A 19,601-nucleotide genomic window follows, 5' to 3' on the forward strand; every position below is an offset into this window, starting at 1 on the left:
CCCGACTTACCTGGCTTTCAGTATCGGCTTAGCGGCCATCGCAAGATGAGGTCCCTTGCGTCACTTCCACCTCGTGATTCGAGCATTTCTGAGATGTGGACGTGACAACAGAAACGAATGAAATCATCGCTACGTTTTAAATAACCCTGCCAACCTCCCGAACGCGCATCATCGCCCGTTTCAACGTAATCGGCGAGCCGATTTGTGAAATAAGTGTCATCTCCGCGATAGATTCGTGTGTGGGTTAACACCGGATCGTGATTCACAATCGGTGACGGTCGCACCGGCGAGGGTGGGTCCGGAATCAAATCAGTCGGCTCGGGCCAATTTGCTGGCAACGGTGATTCGGGCAATTGGTCTCGGAACAATCCTAAACCAACCTCTTCGGCAGTCGGTGCTCCTGGATAACTGTCGGTATAAGGGCCCTGGTTCTCGACATACGAATTGCCATCCAAAGAAGGAGGCGGTCCTAATTCCATCGCATCGATTTGCGAGTCATCATTGACGCTAGGCGGACGAAGCTGGTTTCCGTCAAGCGGCATTTCCGCCGAGACACGGTGCAGATTGCGTTGGGAAACCGCGGCAGGCTCATCCCCTGAAAGCGGCGATTGAGTTTCCAGCTGGCTGCGGGCGAGTTCGAATTCAGCTTCGCGAACGATCCGACGCGGAATCTCTTTTTCTTTGTCGGTGCCCCACGGCAAACCGTAACCTGCTGGGATCGGATGGAATCCTTCGTTGGCCGCATACCAATGAACGGTCATCGCCATTCGCGGCGGATAGTACGCCTGAAAATCGGTGACCGAGCCAACGACAATCGCCTCGACGTCCATCATCTTCGCCAGCCGCTGGAAATCCGATCCCGTAGTCGGCTCGCCATAGGTCGCCGAATATTGCAGCCACTGCGCCTTGGTGACACCAATCGGCATGACCTCGAACCCTGGAATAGCCTGCAGGGCAGCGTAATAGCTTTCGGACACCAATTCGGTATCGAGCGTCGGCTCGCTACTCTGGTTAAAGAACGGCAGCACCGCGACCCGTTTCATTTGCGGAAACGGGTTGTGCAGCGATTCACGCTGGCGAGTGTCCGGAATCAACGAACAACCAAGCGAGCTAATCGCAAGGATTGTTAGCAGTAGGAACGAGCATAATGGAGCGAGTTTCACGACATGTCCAGGCGCATCGATGGCGCACACTGTCACTCCGCTCCCATTAGAGTGATCGGCGGTTGTCCCACGCTGACATGAGGAAATTGTCTGAAAAACGAGACAACTTTTTGCCTTGCGACGAATCGCCGCAAATACACGTGTTCACGTCGAACCGGCATCCGCAGAAGTTTACTTCTGAATGTAAACCGGAATGTAGTAGGTATGGCGAGGTGCGTAGCGGCTCGATGTCATTGGAATCGCGTTCCAACTCGGTCGCAGCGGCTCGCGGCCCATCCACAAATTGTATTCTTGGCGTGCAATCCGCTGCTGAGAACGGTACAGAGCACGAGCTTGGCGTAATTCTGCCGGCGTCTTTGGCGACAAAGTCTGACTCGCAGGTTGAGTCGCCTGCGATGGGGAATCCAGTGACTCAAACAGCGACACTTGTTCACTAAACGTCAGATCGTCTGCATCTTGGGCAGAGGAAGATCGACCATTAACGCAGAGGATTGCGACCATAACAAGCGAGAGCGGAAGGATGTGGCAAATACGCATAGATCACTTCACAATTTACGGGGGTTCAGCGGGTGGGATGAACCCATCCAGGGCTCCTTTGGGAAATCGGATTTTGCTGCAGCAAGAATTCAGCCTCACCGTTAAAACTGACCCGAGTCACTGGATTTTGAGGGGGAATTGGAGGATTATTGGGGTCATCCCCTTCAAATTTGAAGAAAACTGAGTCCACTATGTAGGAACGAAGGTCGATGACGACCCTCGGGTTTTGGGAAACCAATCCTTTACGTATCCGTTTTCCCGCAGAAACCTTTCCACCCCTTTCTTAGTCCGAGGATTTTTTCCGTGCCCACTCTCCGAATGATGATCCCCACCGCATTGGTTGCCGCTTGCTTGATGGTTGTTGCTGTCGGTTGCAAGCCTCCTGCCCCACCAACGATCAACATCGACGCAGACAGCGCTGAAGTAGAAGGCGGTTCGAACACCACTGCCGCCGTTGAAACTCCAAGCAACACGACTGCTGCTGCGGAAACCCCAGCTGCCGCTGAAACTCCAGCGGTTGAAGAAGTCGAAGCTGAAGAAGGAACGAAGGAATAATCGCATTTTGGAGTTCTCTCCATTAACGCGACCTGAATATTAGGACGTCTCTCCACAGCGGAGAGACGTTTTTTTTTGCGCAATGCAAAACGAAATACTTTTAGCGGAACGGCCTGGGGCCATACCACGGGTTCCTAGGCTTCTGCCTGGGTGCTTAATGAATTGCGGGCTCTCGTCTGCCTAGCGAGAAAAGATGAGGCGGGAGCCTCCAAAGCAGTGCGTTCCCAGGCAGGAGCCTGAGAACGAGCGTTTTAGTTAGCCGCTTGGGCGCTAGCCCCGGTTTCGGTGCGTCCTTTTTGAGGAGACGTTTTGTTGAACAACGGAACGGTGGCTAGCGAGCTGTTGATTTAGTGAGCCGTGACGCGTGAGCGGCCGGGCCCCACGCTCTACCCGGTGCCTTACGGCCCACGGCTCACCATCGCAATTTGCTTTTCGTTTAAATCGACAGCCCGCTTGCGCCAAAACCGCTAATAATCTTCTTCCACAGTGACCTGTTCGGCGACTTTTTCGAGCAGAGCTTGCAACGCGTCCTCAGCCGAATCGGATGATTCGGGATATTGCCGCTCACTCAAACGCAGCTCCACAATCAACGCTGCCACCGGGACGCCGCCAAGTGAATCGGTGCAGAGTTTGACCAGGTCCTTGTGCGTGCAAACGACTCGCGAGATCGAATCGCCAAGCGATCGAATCCAGGCGCGTAGCGACTCGACCGTTTCGGGAGCATAAGGATCGTGATCGGGCAGCTCTCGTGATGCGACGATCGTGGCGCCACACTGCACCAACGTTTCTTTAAAGGCATCGGGATTCCCGATTGCTGAGACTACTGCGACGCGACAACCGTCAAGCTCTTCAAGCGAGATTTCTTGACTTGGATACTCTAATAGCGATGTTGGGACGTGCGAGCTTCGTACGATCGGCAACTTCGCGTTCACCTTTTCAATCTGCAGCTCGATCGATCGCAGCCGATCCTCATCCACGGCATCACAGCGGCTGAGGATAACAAGGTCGGCACGCGACAGGCTCGAGATCGGTTCTCGCAATAATCCTCGCGGCAATAGATGTCCAAAGCCAAACGGCTCCGTCGCATCAATCACCACCAAATCCAGATCGCGGTGCAAGCGTCGGTGCTGGAACCCGTCGTCCATCAAGATTAGCTGGACTTCTAATTCGTCGACCGCGATCGTTGCTGCGGCAACCCGATCGGGATCTTGCACGTGCGGCACATCCGGCAGCCGAGCATAGAGCTCGAGAGCCTCGTCGTTGGCATCAGCATCGCCTCGCCCGTATCCTCGGCTGACGATACCCACACGGATCCCTTTGCCGCGAAACCATTTTGCCAAAAAACAAACGACCGGCGTCTTTCCGGTTCCACCGGTGGTCAAGTTACCGACGCTGATCACTGGCACATCACATCGCGTGACACCTTGGCCCGAATCGTAACCACGGTTGCGTTTCCAAATGCCGACGGCATACGCTCGGCTGGCGACCCAAAGTCCGCCTCGCATCGCAGCGGCCAACGGATCTTTCCGCCGGCGATTCATAATCGATCGATAGTCCATAAATTTCCGAGCCGATTGAAGTGGCATCGTCAGCTATAGCGTGAGAGGCAAATCGTTGACAACGCTATGAGTTGCGTCGCCCGAGTCCGACCAAATCATCAACCGGTGTTTTGCTGTCCGACAAAATTTCGTCGGTACTCTGCGGGTCGATCTTGCGACACGATTCGGTCAACAAGTCCGCAAGATCATCGAGCGGATCTTCCCAGGTCTCGACGGTCGATTCAAGCGGAGGAACGTTCGCCATTTCATCCAACAACAGAATCATTCGCAAACAATGGCGAAACAGGATTCCCTCTTCCTTTTGCAGCTTCCTCGCGGTGACGTACTTGTTGAAATCGCCACCGAACTCGAGCAATTCGCCCACAATCCAAACGGGACGTACGTTGACGTTGTGCACGCGTGGAAACTCTTCGCGAAACAACCGCAATAGCTTTTCGCCAATCGTCAGTGGCCACACCCTCGGTTCGTCAAACATCACACGACCAAAGCCGCGATCACGCACCTCTTCCTCTTCGTCATCTCCCTTGGCACCGAGTTCCTCGGCCGTCGCCAACCCCATTGTCAATAATTGAGAATCCAAACGCGTCGTTGCCAGGGTGCCGGCGGGCATGTCGTCGTACGAAGGCATTCGCACATAGCGAGCCACCGATCCAGGAACCTCCAAAACGCTCTCCAGCACCGCGATCCGTTCTAGCGGATCGGCGATCGCCAATTGGTCGGCCAAGTAAACGCCAAACAACGGATTGATGCTTTTCAAATGCACCAAGCGTTCCAATCGGTCGGTAGGCTTCGCTAGCGTCGGTCGATAGTCGTCGACCTCGTAGCCACGACTTTCGATCAACGCTGGATCTTGGTTGTCCTCTTCCTCGTTCGCCTTTTTGGTCTCGTCATCGCTCCGCATTTGATCTAGCAAATTGCCAAACAAACCTTCGGTCGCTTTGACCGCCGGCGCATCGTCTTTCGATTGCTTGATCAGTTTGGGTGATGCCGCTCGCGGCTTGGGATCGAGTTCGATGTAACCGGCCGTCCACAACGTGATCAGCATCCGATTCAAATCACGCTGTGCTTCTTCGATTCCTTTGGGCGGCAACAAGCGACGTCCGACTAAATCGCGAATCGGTTGCACTTCGGCGTTCTCACCCAACAGATAAGCGAGCAATCGCCACGGCAATCGTCCGCGGCTGGACAGATTCGCGGCGGCCGCTTGCTGCAACTGTTCAAACTGCAACGCCGTCCAATACGATTCGCCACTCCGCCGCTTGGGCATCTTTTTCTTGAGCTGTTTTTTGGCCTTCATCAATCCCGGATCTTTGGTGTCCTCGGGGATCGAATCGTATTTCTCTCGCCAACGATTGATTTTGACGTCGTCTTCGTGAGCCAACGAAAAGACATAGCCGCGGTCGTCGAACTGAGGCCGCCCGGCTCGCCCAAAGATCTGCTGTGCTGACGAGGGATCGACAAGTTTCTTTTTGTCTTTCGGGCCTTTCAGCAAACTGGGCAACACGACACTTCGCGCGGGCAGATTGATTCCGGCGGCAAGCGTTTCGGTGCAGACACAAAAGCTCAACAATTTCCGCTGGAACAATTCTTCGACAATCCGGCGATATCGCGGCAGAACGCCCGCATGATGCACGCCGACGCCACGCATCAGGATCGCCTTCAGCTTTGGCCCGGCTCCTTCGCTCATGTCCGCCGCATTCAGATAGTCCGCCAATTCGGCTTGGCGAGTCTTGTCGATCAGACTTTTGCCTTTCAGAAGTTCCGCAGTGGTCCAGCACTGCGAACGACTGAAACAGAACATCAGCGACGGTGTCCGCCGTGTGACCTCGTCTCCGGCAGCGATTTTCTCGGTAAAGTCGGCCAGAATGTCGTCCTCGACCCATTCGAATTGCAGCGGCACTTTGCGTTCGGTTCCCGATACCAATTGCAACCGCCGCTGGTGCGAACGATACAACCACGAGGTGAAATCCAGTGCGTTGCCCACCGTCGCGCTCAACAGCATCGTGCGGATATGTGCCGGCAACAGCGCCAACGTCAACTCCCAAACGATACCGCGTTCGGGATCGTTGAAGTAATGAAATTCATCCATCACCACCGACGAAACATTTTCGAAGTTAAACGACTCGGGATTCAGCAGCCGATTGAGCAAAATTTCGGCGACGACCACCAACACGGGAGCGTCGGGGTTGGCAGTCCGATTGCCGGTTACCAAACCGACTTGGTCTGCAGAAAATCCCCAGCGGACGGCCGACTCGCGAAGCTCGACCAATTTTTGGTCCGTCAGTGCGATCAGCGGCGTCGTGTAGTACATTCGTTTGCCCGTCCGTAGCGCCTCGTACACCGCGGCCTCGGCGATCAGCGTTTTCCCCGTCCCTGTGGGGGCACACACCAGCACTCCTTGCTCGTTCGTAAAATACGCCAGCAAGGCTTCTTCTTGGACGGGATAGGGCTGAAACGGAATCAGATCGAAGTATTCCGAAGCCAAAACGTCACGGTCGGGAATCTCAGTTGGTTGCGTCATAGTCTACAAGTTGTAACAGTCATCTAAGAACAATGGACCTAGGGAGACAAGAATCGATGCCAAGTCCGCGACAAGACGCCCTTTCGATCTGGAACGCCGGCGTCGATTCGGTTCGTGCCCACGATCGAGTCCTTTCACAAATCCAAGTGGAATTCGATCAGCTTTGCGTCGCGGATCATCTTTTTTCGCTCGCCGATTTCGACCGCATCGTGGTTGTCGGTGCAGGCAAAGCAGCCACCGCGATGGCGACGGGGCTGACCGCAGCAGTGGGCGATCGACTGCCCATCGAGGGCTGGATCAATGTACCCGAAGGCACCGTTCCCGCAGAGGGATCCGAAGTGCTTCGCCATATCCATGTCCATCCCGCTCGGCCAGCAGGAGTGAACGAACCTACGGCGGACGGCGTTTACGGAACCGAGCAAATCCTGCGGCTCGTCCGCGCAGCGAACCCGCGTGATCTCTGTATCGCGTTGATTTCCGGAGGCGGCAGTGCGCTGCTTCCCGCTCCGATCCCTGGCATCACGCTCGAAGACAAACTTGCAGTGATCCGGCATTTGAGTGCGTCCGGTGCGGACATCACCGAGCTGAACACCGTCCGCAAACACCTCAGCGAAGTCAAAGGAGGCGGCTTGCTGCGGGCGTGCCGTGCCGGACAGCTGATCACATTGATCTTGTCCGATGTGCTTGGTGACCCCGTCGACTTGATCGCTTCGGGGCCCACAGTCGAGGACACGTCGACCAAAACGGACGCGATCGATGTGCTGGCCAAATTCGATCCACAGCGAAACTTGCCCGCATCCGTCTACGACGCCTTAAACGCCGCCCCCGCCAAGGCTGCGAACCCCACAACGATCGCCACAACATGCATCATCGGCAACAATGCACTGGCGGTTGATGAAGCGGGGATTGTTGCCGAGCGGCTTGGTTACAACCACATCATGCATTCGGCCACGACCTGTGAGCCGTCGGCTGAACAGGTGGGACGAGAATTTGCCGAGATGCTCTTCGCGATGCTTCGCAGTAGCGACGAACATCGATCGAACTGTTTGATCACCGGCGGCGAGCCCGTCGTCACGCTCGCGCCCGCGGAGATTCGAGGACTCGGCGGCCGCAATCAGCAACTTGTCCTTGCCGCCTATCAGCACCTACTCGGCTGTGGTTTGAGCGAAGACGAGTGGAATCAAATTGCCTTGTTGTCGGGCGGCACCGATGGCGAAGACGGACCAACCGACGCAGCCGGTGCGATTCTAGACGCTAGCGTGCACCGTATCGCAAGCGAAAAGAAGCTCGACATCGCTGACTATTTACGACGCAACGATGCCTATCATTTCTTCGAGCAATCTGGTGGTCTGATCCAACGCGGCCCCACCGGCACCAACGTATGTGACATCCGAGTAGGCGTGATTAAAAATCGTCGCTGATCGCTCCGCGATCAAAGCGTTACGTAGGCCGAATCAAGTCGCCCCAAGCGACGCAGATCCGGCAGGATGCGAAAGTGACGATGAATTCATGCCATTGTCGCACGGCTTTCCAAGCCGTTAGCGAGCCTCACGTTTGATCGTCCAAGCAAATCTATCGGCGATCTACGCGTACCGCCGTTCACCACGAGGGTCCAGCTTGGAAAGCTGGCCGACAATGATCCGGCCTACGGCAAATTCACGTTTTGATCGCGGTGCGATCAACGACGTTGTCTTTCGACTCTCGTGTGCTTGCCCACACGATTCCCGCCCCTACCAACGCAATCGAACTGGCGACCACCAGCCACACTAGCGGCAAGTGAGCCTGATCGTCTAATTCGCTGCCAAAGAATTGGAAATGCTCGTGATAACGCCCCACCATTTCCAATAGCCCGTTGTGCACCAGATGCATCAGCATGCCTGGCAGCACACTGCCGGTGCGATACGCGATCCAGCCCAAGATCAATCCCAGCAGTGTGGTGGGAATAAATCGTTCAATCAGCAGGGCGTTGCCGGTAAACACATGGAACAAACCAAACAAGACCGCCGTCAACACAATCGTTCGTGCGGGTGACATCACTCGCAAGAACGCGGAGAACAAAAATCCGCGAAAGCACAACTCTTCGATCACGGCCGGAGCCAGCGCAAACGTCAGTAGCAACAACCACGGTGGCACTTGTTTCCATGCCGCCAATTGTCCCAGCGCCTCTTCGATTCGTTCGTCACTCAGGCCACCGATTCCGATCGCTTCAGCAACCACAAACGCCTCGTGTGCGAGCGTCCAAGCTCCCATTCCGATCAACGCCACCCCAACGAAACTGAGCATCGGAGGCATCTGCAATCGGAACGTGCTGCGATATCGATGGCGTCCCAGAAACGTGGCGACAAAGGGCACCAAGCCAAACGTCAACAATAACGTCAGAATGTTCAACCAAAACTTGGCCGACAAAGAAACCTGGTCGCCAAAAATCTGCAAGAACCGCATCAACCCGTTGGAACCAACAAAATAGATCGGCACCAACAACGCCAACATCAACGCAGCCGACTCGACACTCGGAACCGGCGTCACTTTCTGAGGCCGATGGAAGAACGATCCAATCGATTGTTCGCTGGTCCGCGTCACCGCGTCGTTACCAAACAAACGCGAAGCCACGGCCAATGCGGCCGAGGCATAACCGATCGTGCTGACAATTGCCGCCAACGCGCCCACGGGATGGAACACTCCGGCAAGCAGATCGCGAGCCAACAACACGATGCTGATCAACGGTGCAATCGCCAACGGCCCGCTCAACTCGACACCCGGCATCAGCGACAACATCCCCGGCGCAAGCGCCAGTAGCATTACCGGAATCAAATAGGCCTGAGCTTCTTTGAACGACTTGGCAAAGCTCGTCAAACACAACAGCAATGCCGAAAAGAAACCGCTAAACAGCACCAACAACCCCAGGATTTGCAGCACGGCGATCCATGGAAACGCGTCATCGCCCGTTAGAAATCGCATCATTCCCGACACCCACAGCGTCGTGAACATGGCCAACAAATTGATCATTGCCGTCAACAACGCCACGATCACGACCGCAATATATTTGGCAAATAACACGTAAAATCGCGGCACCGGAGACGCCATCAACGATTCCATCGTGCCGCGTTCTCGCTCTCCGGCGGTCAAGTCGATTGCCGGATAGACCGCTCCGGTAATCGTCATCAAGACCAACACCAATGGCACGATCGTTGCCAACAGCGGCATCTCGTCCTCTTGTCCAATTTCGTCCACGACAATATCGGCCGGAGGACGGTAATCGGGCGCCAGCATCTTCGCCACTTGTTGGGCAAAGTTGGACCGTAACCACTGCAATCGTTCGACTAAGACACGACGCGCATTTTGGCTGCCGCCATCACCACGAAACGCCGTGATGATCACTTGCGGTGGTTCTTCAAATTTGATTTCAACAGCCAAATCGATTTGATTCGCATACAACGCATCGACCGGATCGATGTCTTCGCTCAAACGGATATCAAACTCGGCGATCCCTCCGCCGCTCGATTTTGCGACCGAATCCGGTGGAGCACTCTGCGGATCATCTAAATACGACCGCAGCAGTTCGCCTTCGCGTTCGGTTGCCACTCCGACAAGAAAAACATTGGTGGGCCGAGCACCGGACGTCAACAAAAACCGATTTAGCGCCATGCTCAGCAGCGGATACAACAGCAGCGGCATGATCAACAACGTCATCACGGTCCGTCGATCGCGGATCGTTTCACGCAGTTCTTTTTGACAGAGCCGCAGAATCCGCCCCTTCATAATGTGTCCGCTCATGCTGCCGCCTCGCCGTTCATCAAGTCGACAAACATATCCACAAGGTGTTCGCGACCGGTGGCTTGCCGCAACTCACTCATGTCACCTTCGTATTCCAATCGGCCTTGATGCAACAAGCCAAATCGATCGCACAATCGCTCCGCTTCATCGAGTCGGTGCGTACACACGATCACTGCTTTTCCAGCTTGCCGTAAATGTCCGATGTATTCAAAAATTGTTTGCACACCGACGACGTCCAAGCCACGCGTCGGCTCGTCCAACAACATCACCGGCGGATCATGAATCAAACCACGCACCAACGTCACGCGTTGGCGTTGTCCGGTGCTGAGCGTCCCGGCACGACGATCGAGCAAATGCTCGATTCCCATCAGTTTCGAAAGCTCTTCGGCGCGGCTCGCTGCAAGATCGGGAGCAACGGCGTACAGATCGCCGAAATACAACAACATCTCGCGAACACTCAGCCAGGGATAAACGCCGTCATTGGACGAAACAAATCCCAATCGGGACTTCACTGCGATCGGATCGACCGTGGTGTGAATCCCGTCGACGGCCGTGTAGCCGCTGTCGGGTTCAAGCAACCCGAGAATAATTCGCAGCGTCGTCGTCTTGCCCGCTCCGTTGGGCCCCAACAATCCGTAGACCTCTTCCCGTGGCACCGTCAACGACAAGTCGTCCACCGCGCGCACTTCGCCGTCATCGAGCGAAAAAGTTTTAACGAGCGAACGGACTTCAAGCATTCGGATATCGACCGTCAGAAAAGTTCGGAAAAGCGTTTCGTTTCACCAGCATACCAGACGGACGATCACGCCTGGGGCTCGGTCATTTTCCAAGGATCGAGTGCTTCGGTCAGCGTGTCCTCAGGCAAAATCCCCTTTTCACGACACAGTTCGCGAATCGTTTGTCCCGACGCGAATGCTTCCTTGGCCAATTTCGCGGCTTGCTCGTAGCCAATCAACGGATTCAGACTCGTGCACATCGACAAGCTTTTCTCGACCGATGCTTCGCACGCGTCGACGTTCGCTTCCATTCCATCGAGACAAAATTCGACAAACGCATCACAACCACTTGATAACAAGTGAATCGATTCGAGAATCGTGTGCCCCATCACTGGCATCATGATGTTCAGCTGGAAATTGCCCCCCGACGCACCACTGACCGTGATGCAGGTGTCGTTACCCATCACGCGAGCGGTCAACTGCATCATCGACTCGCACATGACCGGGTTCACCTTTCCAGGCATGATCGAGCTGCCGGGTTGGCGACTTGGCAATTGGACTTCAAAGAATCCGCAGCGTGGGCCACTGCCGAGCCAACGAATGCTGTTGGAAACGTTGAACAACGTCTGCGAGATGCATTTTAGTTCGCCGTGCGAATGCACCAAAGCGTCTCGCGTTGCGTTGGCTTCGAAATGATTCACCGCTTCGACAAACGCGATGCCCGTCTTGTTCGCCAATTCTTTGGCAACACGAGCACCGAATTCAGGATGCGTGTTGATGCCGCTGCCCACTGCCGTACCACCGACGGCCAATTCTAAAACCGCATCTCGAGCTGCCTCGGCTCGCGAAATCGACAACTCTAATTGACGAGCAAATCCACCAAATTCTTGGCCCAAACGCAGTGGCGTTGCGTCCATCAAGTGAGTGCGGCCGATCTTGATGATCTTGTCCCACTGTTTCGCCTTGTCGGCAAGCGACGCATGCATTTTGCGAAGTGCCGGCAGCAGTTTTGTTTGAATCTGAATCGCCGTCGCCACGTGAATCGCCGTAGGAAACGTATCGTTCGTACTTTGGCCCATGTTCACATGATCGTTGGGGTGAATCAATTTTTCAGTGCCCAATCGATCGCCACCCGCGATCTCGATCGCACGATTGCTGATCACCTCGTTCACGTTCATGTTGCTGCTGGTTCCCGAGCCCGTTTGGAAAACGTCGATGGGGAACTGGTCGGCGAGTTGGCCATCGGCAACTTCTTGAGCCGCTTGCAGCATCGCATTGACTTGCGCGTCGGTGAGCGGATTCATTCCGCTTCCTGTCAATTTATCCAGATCGCGGTTGGCAACGCCACAAGCGAATTTGACCAATCCCATGGCCGAGATCATTGATGGCATTAATTCCCAACCGCTAATCGGGAAATTCTCGACAGCTCGCTGAGTCTGGGCTCCGTAATAGGCCTCGGCGGGCACTTGAACGTCGCCCATGGAATCATGTTCGGTGCGGTACTGGGTCATCGGTTTCACTTCGTCGATTGCGGGATTCAAAAACATTCGCTAGAGCGGTCATCATAAAGCGCGAAAGGACGTTTTGACGAGGCGGCTTGAGCTTCGCAGTAGAATGGGGGGCCTCGGCAATTCCTTGTATGGCGTCATCTCCCACCACAGACATCGAGAAAGTGTTTAGAATCGCCAACTCATTCGCTCCGTCCGACCGTCGGATTTTTGTAATTTCACTGTCAAGCCAAGTGCTTCCCCAGAGAGCCTGCTCGTGAGTGCGTCCGCGCCAACGCCCGAGAATCAGCAAGACGCCAGCGGTCGTGCCGCAAGTCCAAGACTGCTGGGCTGCGCCGCCACACTCGGCTCCGTCGTGGTGACGTGCGTGCTGTTATTTTTCAACGCCTCGTTCGTTATGGCACTGCTTACCGCTGCGGAGTCCAATTTCCCGATTTGGGCCAAGAATGCCGAAGCGTCTCAGTTCATCCTGTTTACGATGCCATTGGTCCTGGTCGTAATGCAGTGGATGATCATCGATTACGCACGCAGCCGATTCCGACGTTAGGTTCCGCCGATGAAAACTCATGACACTGACGACGCCGTGGAGATGGCAGCCCCCGATTTGCCGAAACCTCGCCGCAGTCGACTAAAACGATTCCTAATCGCATCCACTAGGATCGTCGCGATCGGGTACGCCACGATCCTGGTCTTTATGGTTGCCATGGAAACTCGCCTGGTATACCCCGGTGCGTTCATGAACATTCCGCCGCAATCCGCAGCGGGAGTGGTTGCGGTTGACTATGAATCAGCCGACGGCATCATCTTGACCGGTCAACTCTACGAACGTGAAAACGCCGAGCACACACTCGTGTATTTCCACGGCAATGGCATCACGGCGGCTCACGAAAGTGCAACCGCAGCAAGGCTCGGAGATCAGCTAAACGCAAATGTTTTCGTCGCCGAATATCGAGGTTTTGATGGCATGGATGGATCACCCAACGAAGCGGGAGTGATCGCAGACGCATTGGCCGCTCGCGATTTCGCGTGCCAGCGATATTCGATTCGTCCTGACCAATTGATCCTGTACGGTCAATCGCTTGGCGGCGGATGTGCCGTCGCCGTGGCAGCCGAGGGCGGTGCGAAACTGCTCGTTCTCGATCGCACGTTTGACCGGATGGTCGACGTCGCAGCCGGCATGTACCGTTTCATCCCAGTCAATTTCTTGATGCGTAATCAATACGATTCCATCGCCCGAATTCAAGATTACTCGGGCCCTCTCGTTCAGATGCATGGTAACTCCGATCGTTTGATTCCGATCGAGCACGGCAAACACTTGTATGCCGAGTCGCCCTGTTCGCCCAAACATTTTGTCGAAATCAACCGAATGGGGCACAACGATCCGACGCCACCACATGCGTGGGAAGAGTGCCGTGAGAAAATAGACGCGTTCTTATCGAAATCCCCCCAATAAGCTCCAACCAATGAAAATCTCTCGCCTCACGCTTGCCTTTTCCTTGCTGCTATCCGCGACTCTGGTCGCGAAAGAACCCGCCACCGGAACGGCGACGTCCGATGCAGCTAGCCCACTGTACTCGATGATCGACGCGGCCAAGCAAGTGCCGAAGATGCGGTGGGAAGACCAATCGGGGCCCGTACACCAATTGATCTACGAGGGAGAATCGTATCAAGGTCATCCGACCGAAGTGTTTGCGTTCTACGCTTCCCCAAGCACGTTGGGCGAGAACTCGTCCTCGGCTAACCCGACCAGTAAAACTAGCAGAACAAAGTATCCGGCAGTCGTGCTGATCCACGGCGGCGGCGGAACCGCGTTTGCCGAATGGGCTTGGCTGTGGGCCAAGCGTGGCTATGCTGCAATCGCAATGGATCTGGCTGGATCACGTCCGATCGATCCCGTTTACGATCCGAAAACCGGAGTCCCGATCCGCAATCAAACCGCGAGTCGCGAAACAAGAACGCGTTTGCCGCTCGGCGGACCGGACCAAGGACACGACACCAAGTTTGATTCTATCGATGACAACGTTTCCGATGACTGGCCCTACCACGCTGCGTCCAACGTGCTTCGTGCCCATTCACTGATCCGGTCGTTTGACGAAGTCGACGCCGAACAAACTGCGGTCACGGGAATTAGTTGGGGCGGCTACACGACCTGTCTCGTTGCATCGCTTGACGATCGCTTTAACGCCGCCGTTCCCGTTTATGGGTGCGGCTTCTTATTCGAAGGCGAATCGGTTCAGAAGCCATCGATCGACCAATTGAACGATCGTCGCGAGGCCTGGATCAAAGCGTATGATCCCTCGAGTGTGCTGACACAGTGCCGCGTTCCGATCCTGTTCGTCAATGGAACCAATGACATTCACTATCCGCTGGACAGTTATCAGAAGAGCTTTGATGCGGTTCCTGGTGAAAAGCAGATACGAATCGAAGTCAACATGCCCCACGGCCATCCACCTGGTTGGGCACCGCAAGAGATTGGAATCTTCATCGATTCGCATTGTCGCGGCGGAGTGCCGCTGGCAACGCTTGAAATTCCGGTCATCGATGACAACGAAATTCACGTCGCTTATCAGAGCCAAGCTCCGCTCAAATCAGCGACCCTTCACTACACCACTGACACAGGGATTCGATCCAAACGCAAATGGAAAAGCATTCCCGCAAAAGTCACTGACGAAACGATCACTGCCGCGAAGCCACCCCAGGACGCTAATACTTGGTTCGTCTCGGTCACCGACAAGCGTGACGCGATGGTGACCACGCCAGTTCAGTTTCAAGGCTCCACGTCAGAGTAGCAGTGTCTACTGTGGGATAGGCTTCCAGCCTGTCGGAGCATCTACCACCGAAACTCTTGGCGAGTTTCGCTACGGGAAAATGCGAATGGCGGACTACGACGTGCGTGTTACGCCACGATTTCGCTGATGTCGATCAAATGCAATTGCCGTCCCTCGTGATGAGGCGAATCGATCACAACCGACTTGCCGTCGTTACTGTTTCGAGGATGCGTGTCACAACGCCACTCGCCCGTGTATTCGGGCGGCGAATAAAAATGCCCTAGCGAAACGACGCGGTCCGAAGGCACGTGATACAAATACGGATCCTGCGTGCGGGCTCCTTTTTGCGGATAAGTGTCATTGAGAATCCACTCATTGTCCGTATGTGGCACATAAGTGTTGTGCCCATTTTGTGTCATCACTCCTTCGCCCACCGTTTGAACTTCGTCGCTTTGATCGCGAAACAGATAAAAACCCGACCGCTTGCCCGTAGGTTTTGTCCAAGCACAAACATGCGCCGGATCCCGCCAAATGAAATGAGACGTTTCCCCGGATGGATCGAGGATATAGGGATCGCTACCGTCCATGCCGACGGTAAACATTCGCGTCGTGAATCTTCCCGCCGGCTCCGCATCCTGCCCATCACCGGTGCTCTCACGCCAGCGATGCAAAACAATGAATCGCGAGCTGTCGGGGCTGACAAGCAGATGATTAAAGTAGTTCCACTTGTCGGCTAACGATTTGCCTTGATAGTCGATCCGAGCAGCAGCAGCGAGCGAAAAGATCAACTCGGACTCGCCCGTTTCCATGTTCATTTTCCAGACGCCCGAGTCCTCAGGTGCTCGCAATTGCGAGCAAGGATCTGTCAAACCGACGTATCCGTAGCCTGGACGCATCCGCTGGATCCGCGAAAAATCGGCCGTGATCGCCCATTTCCCGTCTCCGCTGAGTGCATAGATCGGTCGCGGCAATGTGCGAAGCTTCTTGGTCCTTACATCCATCACCCGGCAAACATGTTGGTCGCCTTGGCGATCATTCCAAACCACTTCCGACTCGGATTGCGGACGCCACTGCAACATACAACCTTGTTGCCATCCCCACGCACTACTTTTACCGAGCGTGATCCATTTGTCATTGTCCGCCGTGTCGACCATGCCGACGCGAATCGTGTCGGCCGCACGCGGGGTGCGATGTTCAAACGCCACTTCGCCTGACAAGACAAAACGATTGGCCGGATCAAATTCAAGTTTGTCGTAGTACCCGAACCAATGATTCAGTGGCCCCCGAGTGATTTGCCGCACTGGCGGAAGCGAGTCCGCCGCTTGGGCACTTGCTTGCTCGGCTTGGCTGATTCGGCCGACCGACGCCAAAGCGGTTGCCGAAGCGATGGTTTTCAATGCGTTTCGTCTTGAAGATTTAGAATTCATCGGGAGGGAATACCTAGTCGTATTTTGGAGCAGGGGAGGGCAGGGCAGGGCAGTGGGGACGCACTTTCGCTGGAGTTGCGTGTCGCCCATTATAACTGAATCGCCATCGCCGTTCTTTTGGGGTGGCATGAAAACTGAGTTTGTAATGCTACACTGTGGCCGATCGTGAAGAAGTCATCCACTTAAGCACCAACCCTACTTGATTGATTCCCAAAGGATATAGAGTTATGCCAATTTGCCGATTCAGCGACGCTGAGGGGAACCCACAGTTTGCGATTTACGAGGGCTCACGCATCTGTCCGCTCTCATCGCTGACCGATACTCCTGTAACACAAGCGGAAATATTGGCTGGTGGTGCAAAGTGGCTTGCGGAACTGCCCAAACCCACCGACTCGCAGTGGCAACCGGTGCCCGACCAACTACTGCCCCCGATCGACACGCCCGAAAAGTTGATTTGCATCGGTTTGAATTACCGTGACCACGCGATTGAAACAGGATCCGAAATCCCATCCGAACCGGTCGTGTTCAGCAAGTTCAATACGGCACTCGTCGGTCATGGCGAGGCGATTCGCTTGCCGCGTGTTTCGGACGAAGTCGATTACGAAGCCGAATTAGTGGTCGTGATCGGCAAAACAGCCAAGCATGTTTCACAAGACGACGCGATGGATTACGTCTACGGCTACACATGCGGTCACGATGTGTCCGCTCGCGATTGGCAAAAAGGACGCCCCGCCGGCCAATGGTTGCTGGGCAAAAGCTTTGACACGTTCGCCCCCGTGGGGCCCTGCATTGTCACCACTGGCGAGTTGGCGGACTCCAGCAATGTGCGAGTGAAAATGCATCTCAATGGCGAGGTGGTTCAAAACAGTACCACCGCCCAGCTGATTTTTAACATTTCCGAATTGATCGCGCATCTGACCAAAATCATGACCCTCCACCCAGGCGACTTGATCTTCACCGGGACCCCACCTGGCGTCGGTGCCGCCCGGAAGCCACCGGTATTCCTAAAACCAGGCGATGTCTGCAAAGTGGAAATTGACGGCATCGGCACGTTGAGTAACCCCTGCGTCGCGGAATAAACGACGCGGTGATTTTGGGGCAACGCTAGATCTACAAAAGCTAGCAACCACGATCCGTTTTCTTTCGCTAATCCTCAAGGTCGACCTGACCGATACAATCACATAAGCGGTGATGGTGGATGCGCAACCCAGGTGATTGCGCGGTAGAGCAACGCGACTCGTCGCAGTTGCTGTGATCCTGACACCCACCGCCGGACGATTCGCAATTCGCGTCATTTCGGCATGGGGAGATAAGCAAACGTGGCTGAGCAGGGTACCGCTGCACTGCCGTCGCCACACTCAGGCGGGGCAATGGATGATCCCACGCCAAGCGAAGGCCCCTTCGTGCGATGGGTGACAGAATGGGGATCCGCAGTGGTCGATGGCGTGACCACGGTGGGCGACATCGCAATCTTCGCTTGGAAGATGTTTGTCTGGTTGTTCACCCGGTTGCCGCGTCGTGGCACTATTTTGCCGAATTTCTACCAAGTCGGCGTGCTTAGTTTGCCGGTCGTCGCCTTGACCGGCACGTTCATCGGCATGGTGTTAGCCGTTAACAGCTACTACCAATTCCAAGCCTTTGGGCTCGAGAACCGACTGGGGGTTGTCATCAACACCTCGCTGGTTCGCGAACTCGGTCCAGTGCTTGCCGCCACGATGTTAGCCGGCCGTGTGGGCAGCGCCATGGCTGCTGTTCTGGGGACCATGCGGGTGACCGAACAAATCGATGCACTCACAACCATGGGTGCCGATCCGATTCATTATTTGGTCGTGCCCCGTTTCCTGGCCTGCATTTTGCTAATCCCTGCGTTGACGATCATGGCCGATTTCATGGGGATTGTCGGTGGCTATTTTTATAGTGTTGTGATCCTCGGAATCGATCACGCCGCCTACCTCAACCACTCGCGTGAAGGCGTGCGTGGCTTTGATCTGTTCAACGGTATCTTTAAGAGTTTCTTCTTCGGTGGCGTGATTGCGATTGTCAGTTGCTACCGAGGCTTCAACTGCCAAGCTGGCGCCGAAGGTGTTGGCAAAGCAGCAACAGCGGCGTTTGTTTACTCGTTTGTATTGATCCTGGCGATCGACTTGACGCTGAACATTTTCCTGGACGCGCTGTACTTCAAACTCTATCCCGGAGGAACATCGATCCTGTGAACTCCGATAACGATTACGAATACGAACTTGATCCTGAACCGAATTCCGGCGACACCTCCGAGTCGTTGATCGACGTCGAAGATCTGAGCGTGGTTTTTGAAAAGCAAACGATTTTGCAAGACATCAACGTCTCGATCTTGCGAGGTCAAACGATTGCGGTGATCGGCGAAAGCGGATGCGGCAAAACCGTCTTCATGAAAACGTTGGTCGGTTTGATCCAACCGACGCGAGGTTCGATCTCGTTTGATGGTCGCCGTCTCGATAAAATGGGGATGACCGAACTGACGCAAACTCGCAAGCGTTTCGGATTTGTGTTCCAGAACGCCGCGTTGTTCGACAGCATGTCGATATTCGAGAATGTCGCGTTTCCGTTGCGGCAGAACGAAGTGGTGGCGGAAACCGAAGTCCGTGACCGAGTGATGCAGCATCTATTGGAAGTCGGATTGCCAAGCGAAGTCGCGCGGAAGTATCCGGCCGAATTGTCTGGCGGGATGCGGAAACGGGTCGGACTCGCACGGGCATTGATCTTGAAACCAGAATTAGTCGTGTACGACGAACCGACCACAGGACTCGATCCGATCATGAGCGACGTGATCAACGAATTGATCCTCGAAACGCGGCGGCGGTATCCGGTGACCAGCATCGTGGTCACGCACGATATGCACACCGCTCGCAAAGTATCGGATCGCGTATTGATGTTTTACCCTCGACGTCGACTCGGACCTCACGAGTCGCAAGTGTTATTTGACGGATCGCCCAGTGATCTTGAACACGACGACGATCGACGCGTTCGACAATTTGTCCGTGGCGAAGCGGGTGAACGGTTGAAGGAGATGTCGCTGCAAAGCGAAGGTTAAAAA

16 protein-coding genes are annotated in these 19,601 nt (G+C 55.0%); 8 read left to right on the forward strand and 8 right to left on the reverse strand.

Going from position 1 to position 19,601, the window contains the following annotated elements; all coding sequences use genetic code 11:
- Nucleotides 1-17: 17 nt before the first annotated feature.
- On the reverse strand, nt 18-1,163 hold the full coding sequence (locus SH528x_RS31610) for a hypothetical protein (RefSeq protein ID WP_442507404.1): 1,146 nt from the start codon (nt 1,161-1,163) through the stop codon (nt 18-20).
- A gap of 171 nt (nt 1,164-1,334) precedes the next feature.
- Nucleotides 1,335-1,700, reverse strand: coding sequence for a hypothetical protein (locus SH528x_RS31615; protein WP_442507405.1), 366 nt, complete (start codon nt 1,698-1,700; stop codon nt 1,335-1,337).
- A 303-nt stretch (nt 1,701-2,003) separates the two neighbouring features.
- On the opposite strand from SH528x_RS31615, the gene SH528x_RS31620 reads away from it, so the two are divergent.
- Entirely contained in the window at nt 2,004-2,255 is a 252-nt protein-coding gene (locus tag SH528x_RS31620; protein WP_442507406.1) for a hypothetical protein, read from the forward strand.
- 467 nt (nt 2,256-2,722) lie between these two features.
- Here the strand turns inward: SH528x_RS31620 and lpxK are convergent, their stop codons facing one another.
- A complete protein-coding gene (gene lpxK / locus SH528x_RS31625; RefSeq protein ID WP_442507407.1) occupies nt 2,723-3,841 on the reverse strand; it encodes a tetraacyldisaccharide 4'-kinase in 1,119 nt (372 codons plus the stop codon).
- 37 nt (nt 3,842-3,878) lie between these two features.
- Nucleotides 3,879-6,335: a DEAD/DEAH box helicase gene (locus tag SH528x_RS31630; protein WP_442507408.1), complete on the reverse strand. Its 2,457-nt coding sequence runs from the start codon at nt 6,333-6,335 to the stop codon at nt 3,879-3,881.
- 56 nt (nt 6,336-6,391) lie between these two features.
- Between SH528x_RS31630 and SH528x_RS31635 the strand changes: the two genes are divergently transcribed.
- The gene (locus SH528x_RS31635; RefSeq protein WP_442507409.1) at nt 6,392-7,756 is read left to right on the forward strand and encodes a glycerate kinase type-2 family protein; all 1,365 of its coding nucleotides are present in this window, start codon (nt 6,392-6,394) and stop codon (nt 7,754-7,756) included.
- A gap of 235 nt (nt 7,757-7,991) precedes the next feature.
- On the opposite strand, the gene SH528x_RS31640 is transcribed toward SH528x_RS31635, so the two are convergent.
- The 3 genes from SH528x_RS31640 to SH528x_RS31650 all read right to left on the reverse strand — a co-directional run bounded on the left by SH528x_RS31640 (nt 7,992) and on the right by SH528x_RS31650 (nt 12,336).
- Nucleotides 7,992-10,109 carry an ABC transporter permease subunit/CPBP intramembrane protease gene (locus tag SH528x_RS31640; protein WP_442507410.1) on the reverse strand — a complete coding sequence of 706 codons (2,118 nt, stop codon included), beginning with the start codon at nt 10,107-10,109 and terminating at the stop codon, nt 7,992-7,994.
- The gene (locus SH528x_RS31645) at nt 10,106-10,846 is read right to left on the reverse strand and encodes an ATP-binding cassette domain-containing protein (protein ID WP_442507411.1); all 741 of its coding nucleotides are present in this window, start codon (nt 10,844-10,846) and stop codon (nt 10,106-10,108) included. Before SH528x_RS31645 ends, SH528x_RS31640 begins: the two co-directional genes overlap by 4 nt.
- Nucleotides 10,847-10,911: 65 nt before the next feature.
- Entirely contained in the window at nt 10,912-12,336 is a 1,425-nt protein-coding gene (locus SH528x_RS31650; protein ID WP_442512218.1) for a class II fumarate hydratase, read from the reverse strand.
- Between the two features lie 253 nt (nt 12,337-12,589).
- Between SH528x_RS31650 and SH528x_RS31655 the strand changes: the two genes are divergently transcribed.
- The 3 genes from SH528x_RS31655 to SH528x_RS31665 are packed head-to-tail and all read left to right on the forward strand — an operon-like array spanning nt 12,590 to nt 15,122.
- Nucleotides 12,590-12,880 carry a hypothetical protein gene (locus SH528x_RS31655; protein ID WP_442507412.1) on the forward strand — a complete coding sequence of 97 codons (291 nt, stop codon included), beginning with the start codon at nt 12,590-12,592 and terminating at the stop codon, nt 12,878-12,880.
- Between the two features lie 9 nt (nt 12,881-12,889).
- The gene (locus SH528x_RS31660) at nt 12,890-13,786 is read left to right on the forward strand and encodes an alpha/beta hydrolase (RefSeq protein WP_442507413.1); all 897 of its coding nucleotides are present in this window, start codon (nt 12,890-12,892) and stop codon (nt 13,784-13,786) included.
- A gap of 10 nt (nt 13,787-13,796) precedes the next feature.
- Complete coding sequence (locus SH528x_RS31665) at nt 13,797-15,122, forward strand: alpha/beta hydrolase family protein (protein ID WP_442507414.1); 1,326 nt, start codon at nt 13,797-13,799, stop codon at nt 15,120-15,122.
- Between the two features lie 107 nt (nt 15,123-15,229).
- Here SH528x_RS31665 and SH528x_RS31670 read toward each other — a convergent pair whose 3' ends face one another.
- A complete protein-coding gene (locus tag SH528x_RS31670; protein ID WP_442507415.1) occupies nt 15,230-16,528 on the reverse strand; it encodes a hypothetical protein in 1,299 nt (432 codons plus the stop codon).
- Nucleotides 16,529-16,755: 227 nt separating this feature from the next.
- Between SH528x_RS31670 and SH528x_RS31675 the strand changes: the two genes are divergently transcribed.
- The 3 genes from SH528x_RS31675 to SH528x_RS31685 all read left to right on the forward strand — a co-directional run bounded on the left by SH528x_RS31675 (nt 16,756) and on the right by SH528x_RS31685 (nt 19,598).
- Nucleotides 16,756-17,607, forward strand: coding sequence for a fumarylacetoacetate hydrolase family protein (locus tag SH528x_RS31675; RefSeq protein ID WP_442507416.1), 852 nt, complete (start codon nt 16,756-16,758; stop codon nt 17,605-17,607).
- A 291-nt stretch (nt 17,608-17,898) separates the two neighbouring features.
- The gene (locus tag SH528x_RS31680; protein WP_442512219.1) at nt 17,899-18,741 is read left to right on the forward strand and encodes an MlaE family ABC transporter permease; all 843 of its coding nucleotides are present in this window, start codon (nt 17,899-17,901) and stop codon (nt 18,739-18,741) included.
- Nucleotides 18,738-19,598: an ABC transporter ATP-binding protein gene (locus SH528x_RS31685; protein ID WP_442507417.1), complete on the forward strand. Its 861-nt coding sequence runs from the start codon at nt 18,738-18,740 to the stop codon at nt 19,596-19,598. The genes SH528x_RS31680 and SH528x_RS31685 overlap by 4 nt, the downstream gene beginning before the upstream one ends.
- Nucleotides 19,599-19,601 lie beyond the last annotated feature (3 nt).

The sequence above is a fragment of the Novipirellula methanifontis genome, assembly GCF_052161655.1.
Classification (GTDB): Bacteria; Planctomycetota; Planctomycetia; order Pirellulales; family Pirellulaceae; genus Novipirellula.

What these genes read in the sequence shown, in the direction of transcription:
- SH528x_RS31615 (WP_442507405.1), bottom strand. Translation starts at nt 1,700, where the DNA reads ATGCGTATTTGCCACATCCTTCCGCTCTCGCTTGTTATGGTCGCAATC.
- lpxK (WP_442507407.1), bottom strand. Translation starts at nt 3,841, where the DNA reads ATGCCACTTCAATCGGCTCGGAAATTTATGGACTATCGATCGATTATG.
- SH528x_RS31630 (WP_442507408.1), bottom strand. Translation starts at nt 6,335, where the DNA reads ATGACGCAACCAACTGAGATTCCCGACCGTGACGTTTTGGCTTCGGAA.
- SH528x_RS31635 (WP_442507409.1), top strand. Translation starts at nt 6,392, where the DNA reads ATGCCAAGTCCGCGACAAGACGCCCTTTCGATCTGGAACGCCGGCGTC.
- SH528x_RS31640 (WP_442507410.1), bottom strand. Translation starts at nt 10,109, where the DNA reads ATGAGCGGACACATTATGAAGGGGCGGATTCTGCGGCTCTGTCAAAAA.
- SH528x_RS31645 (WP_442507411.1), bottom strand. Translation starts at nt 10,846, where the DNA reads ATGCTTGAAGTCCGTTCGCTCGTTAAAACTTTTTCGCTCGATGACGGC.
- SH528x_RS31650 (WP_442512218.1), bottom strand. Translation starts at nt 12,336, where the DNA reads ATGACCCAGTACCGCACCGAACATGATTCCATGGGCGACGTTCAAGTG.
- SH528x_RS31660 (WP_442507413.1), top strand. Translation starts at nt 12,890, where the DNA reads ATGAAAACTCATGACACTGACGACGCCGTGGAGATGGCAGCCCCCGAT.
- SH528x_RS31665 (WP_442507414.1), top strand. Translation starts at nt 13,797, where the DNA reads ATGAAAATCTCTCGCCTCACGCTTGCCTTTTCCTTGCTGCTATCCGCG.
- SH528x_RS31670 (WP_442507415.1), bottom strand. Translation starts at nt 16,528, where the DNA reads ATGAATTCTAAATCTTCAAGACGAAACGCATTGAAAACCATCGCTTCG.
- SH528x_RS31675 (WP_442507416.1), top strand. Translation starts at nt 16,756, where the DNA reads ATGCCAATTTGCCGATTCAGCGACGCTGAGGGGAACCCACAGTTTGCG.
- SH528x_RS31680 (WP_442512219.1), top strand. Translation starts at nt 17,899, where the DNA reads ATGGATGATCCCACGCCAAGCGAAGGCCCCTTCGTGCGATGGGTGACA.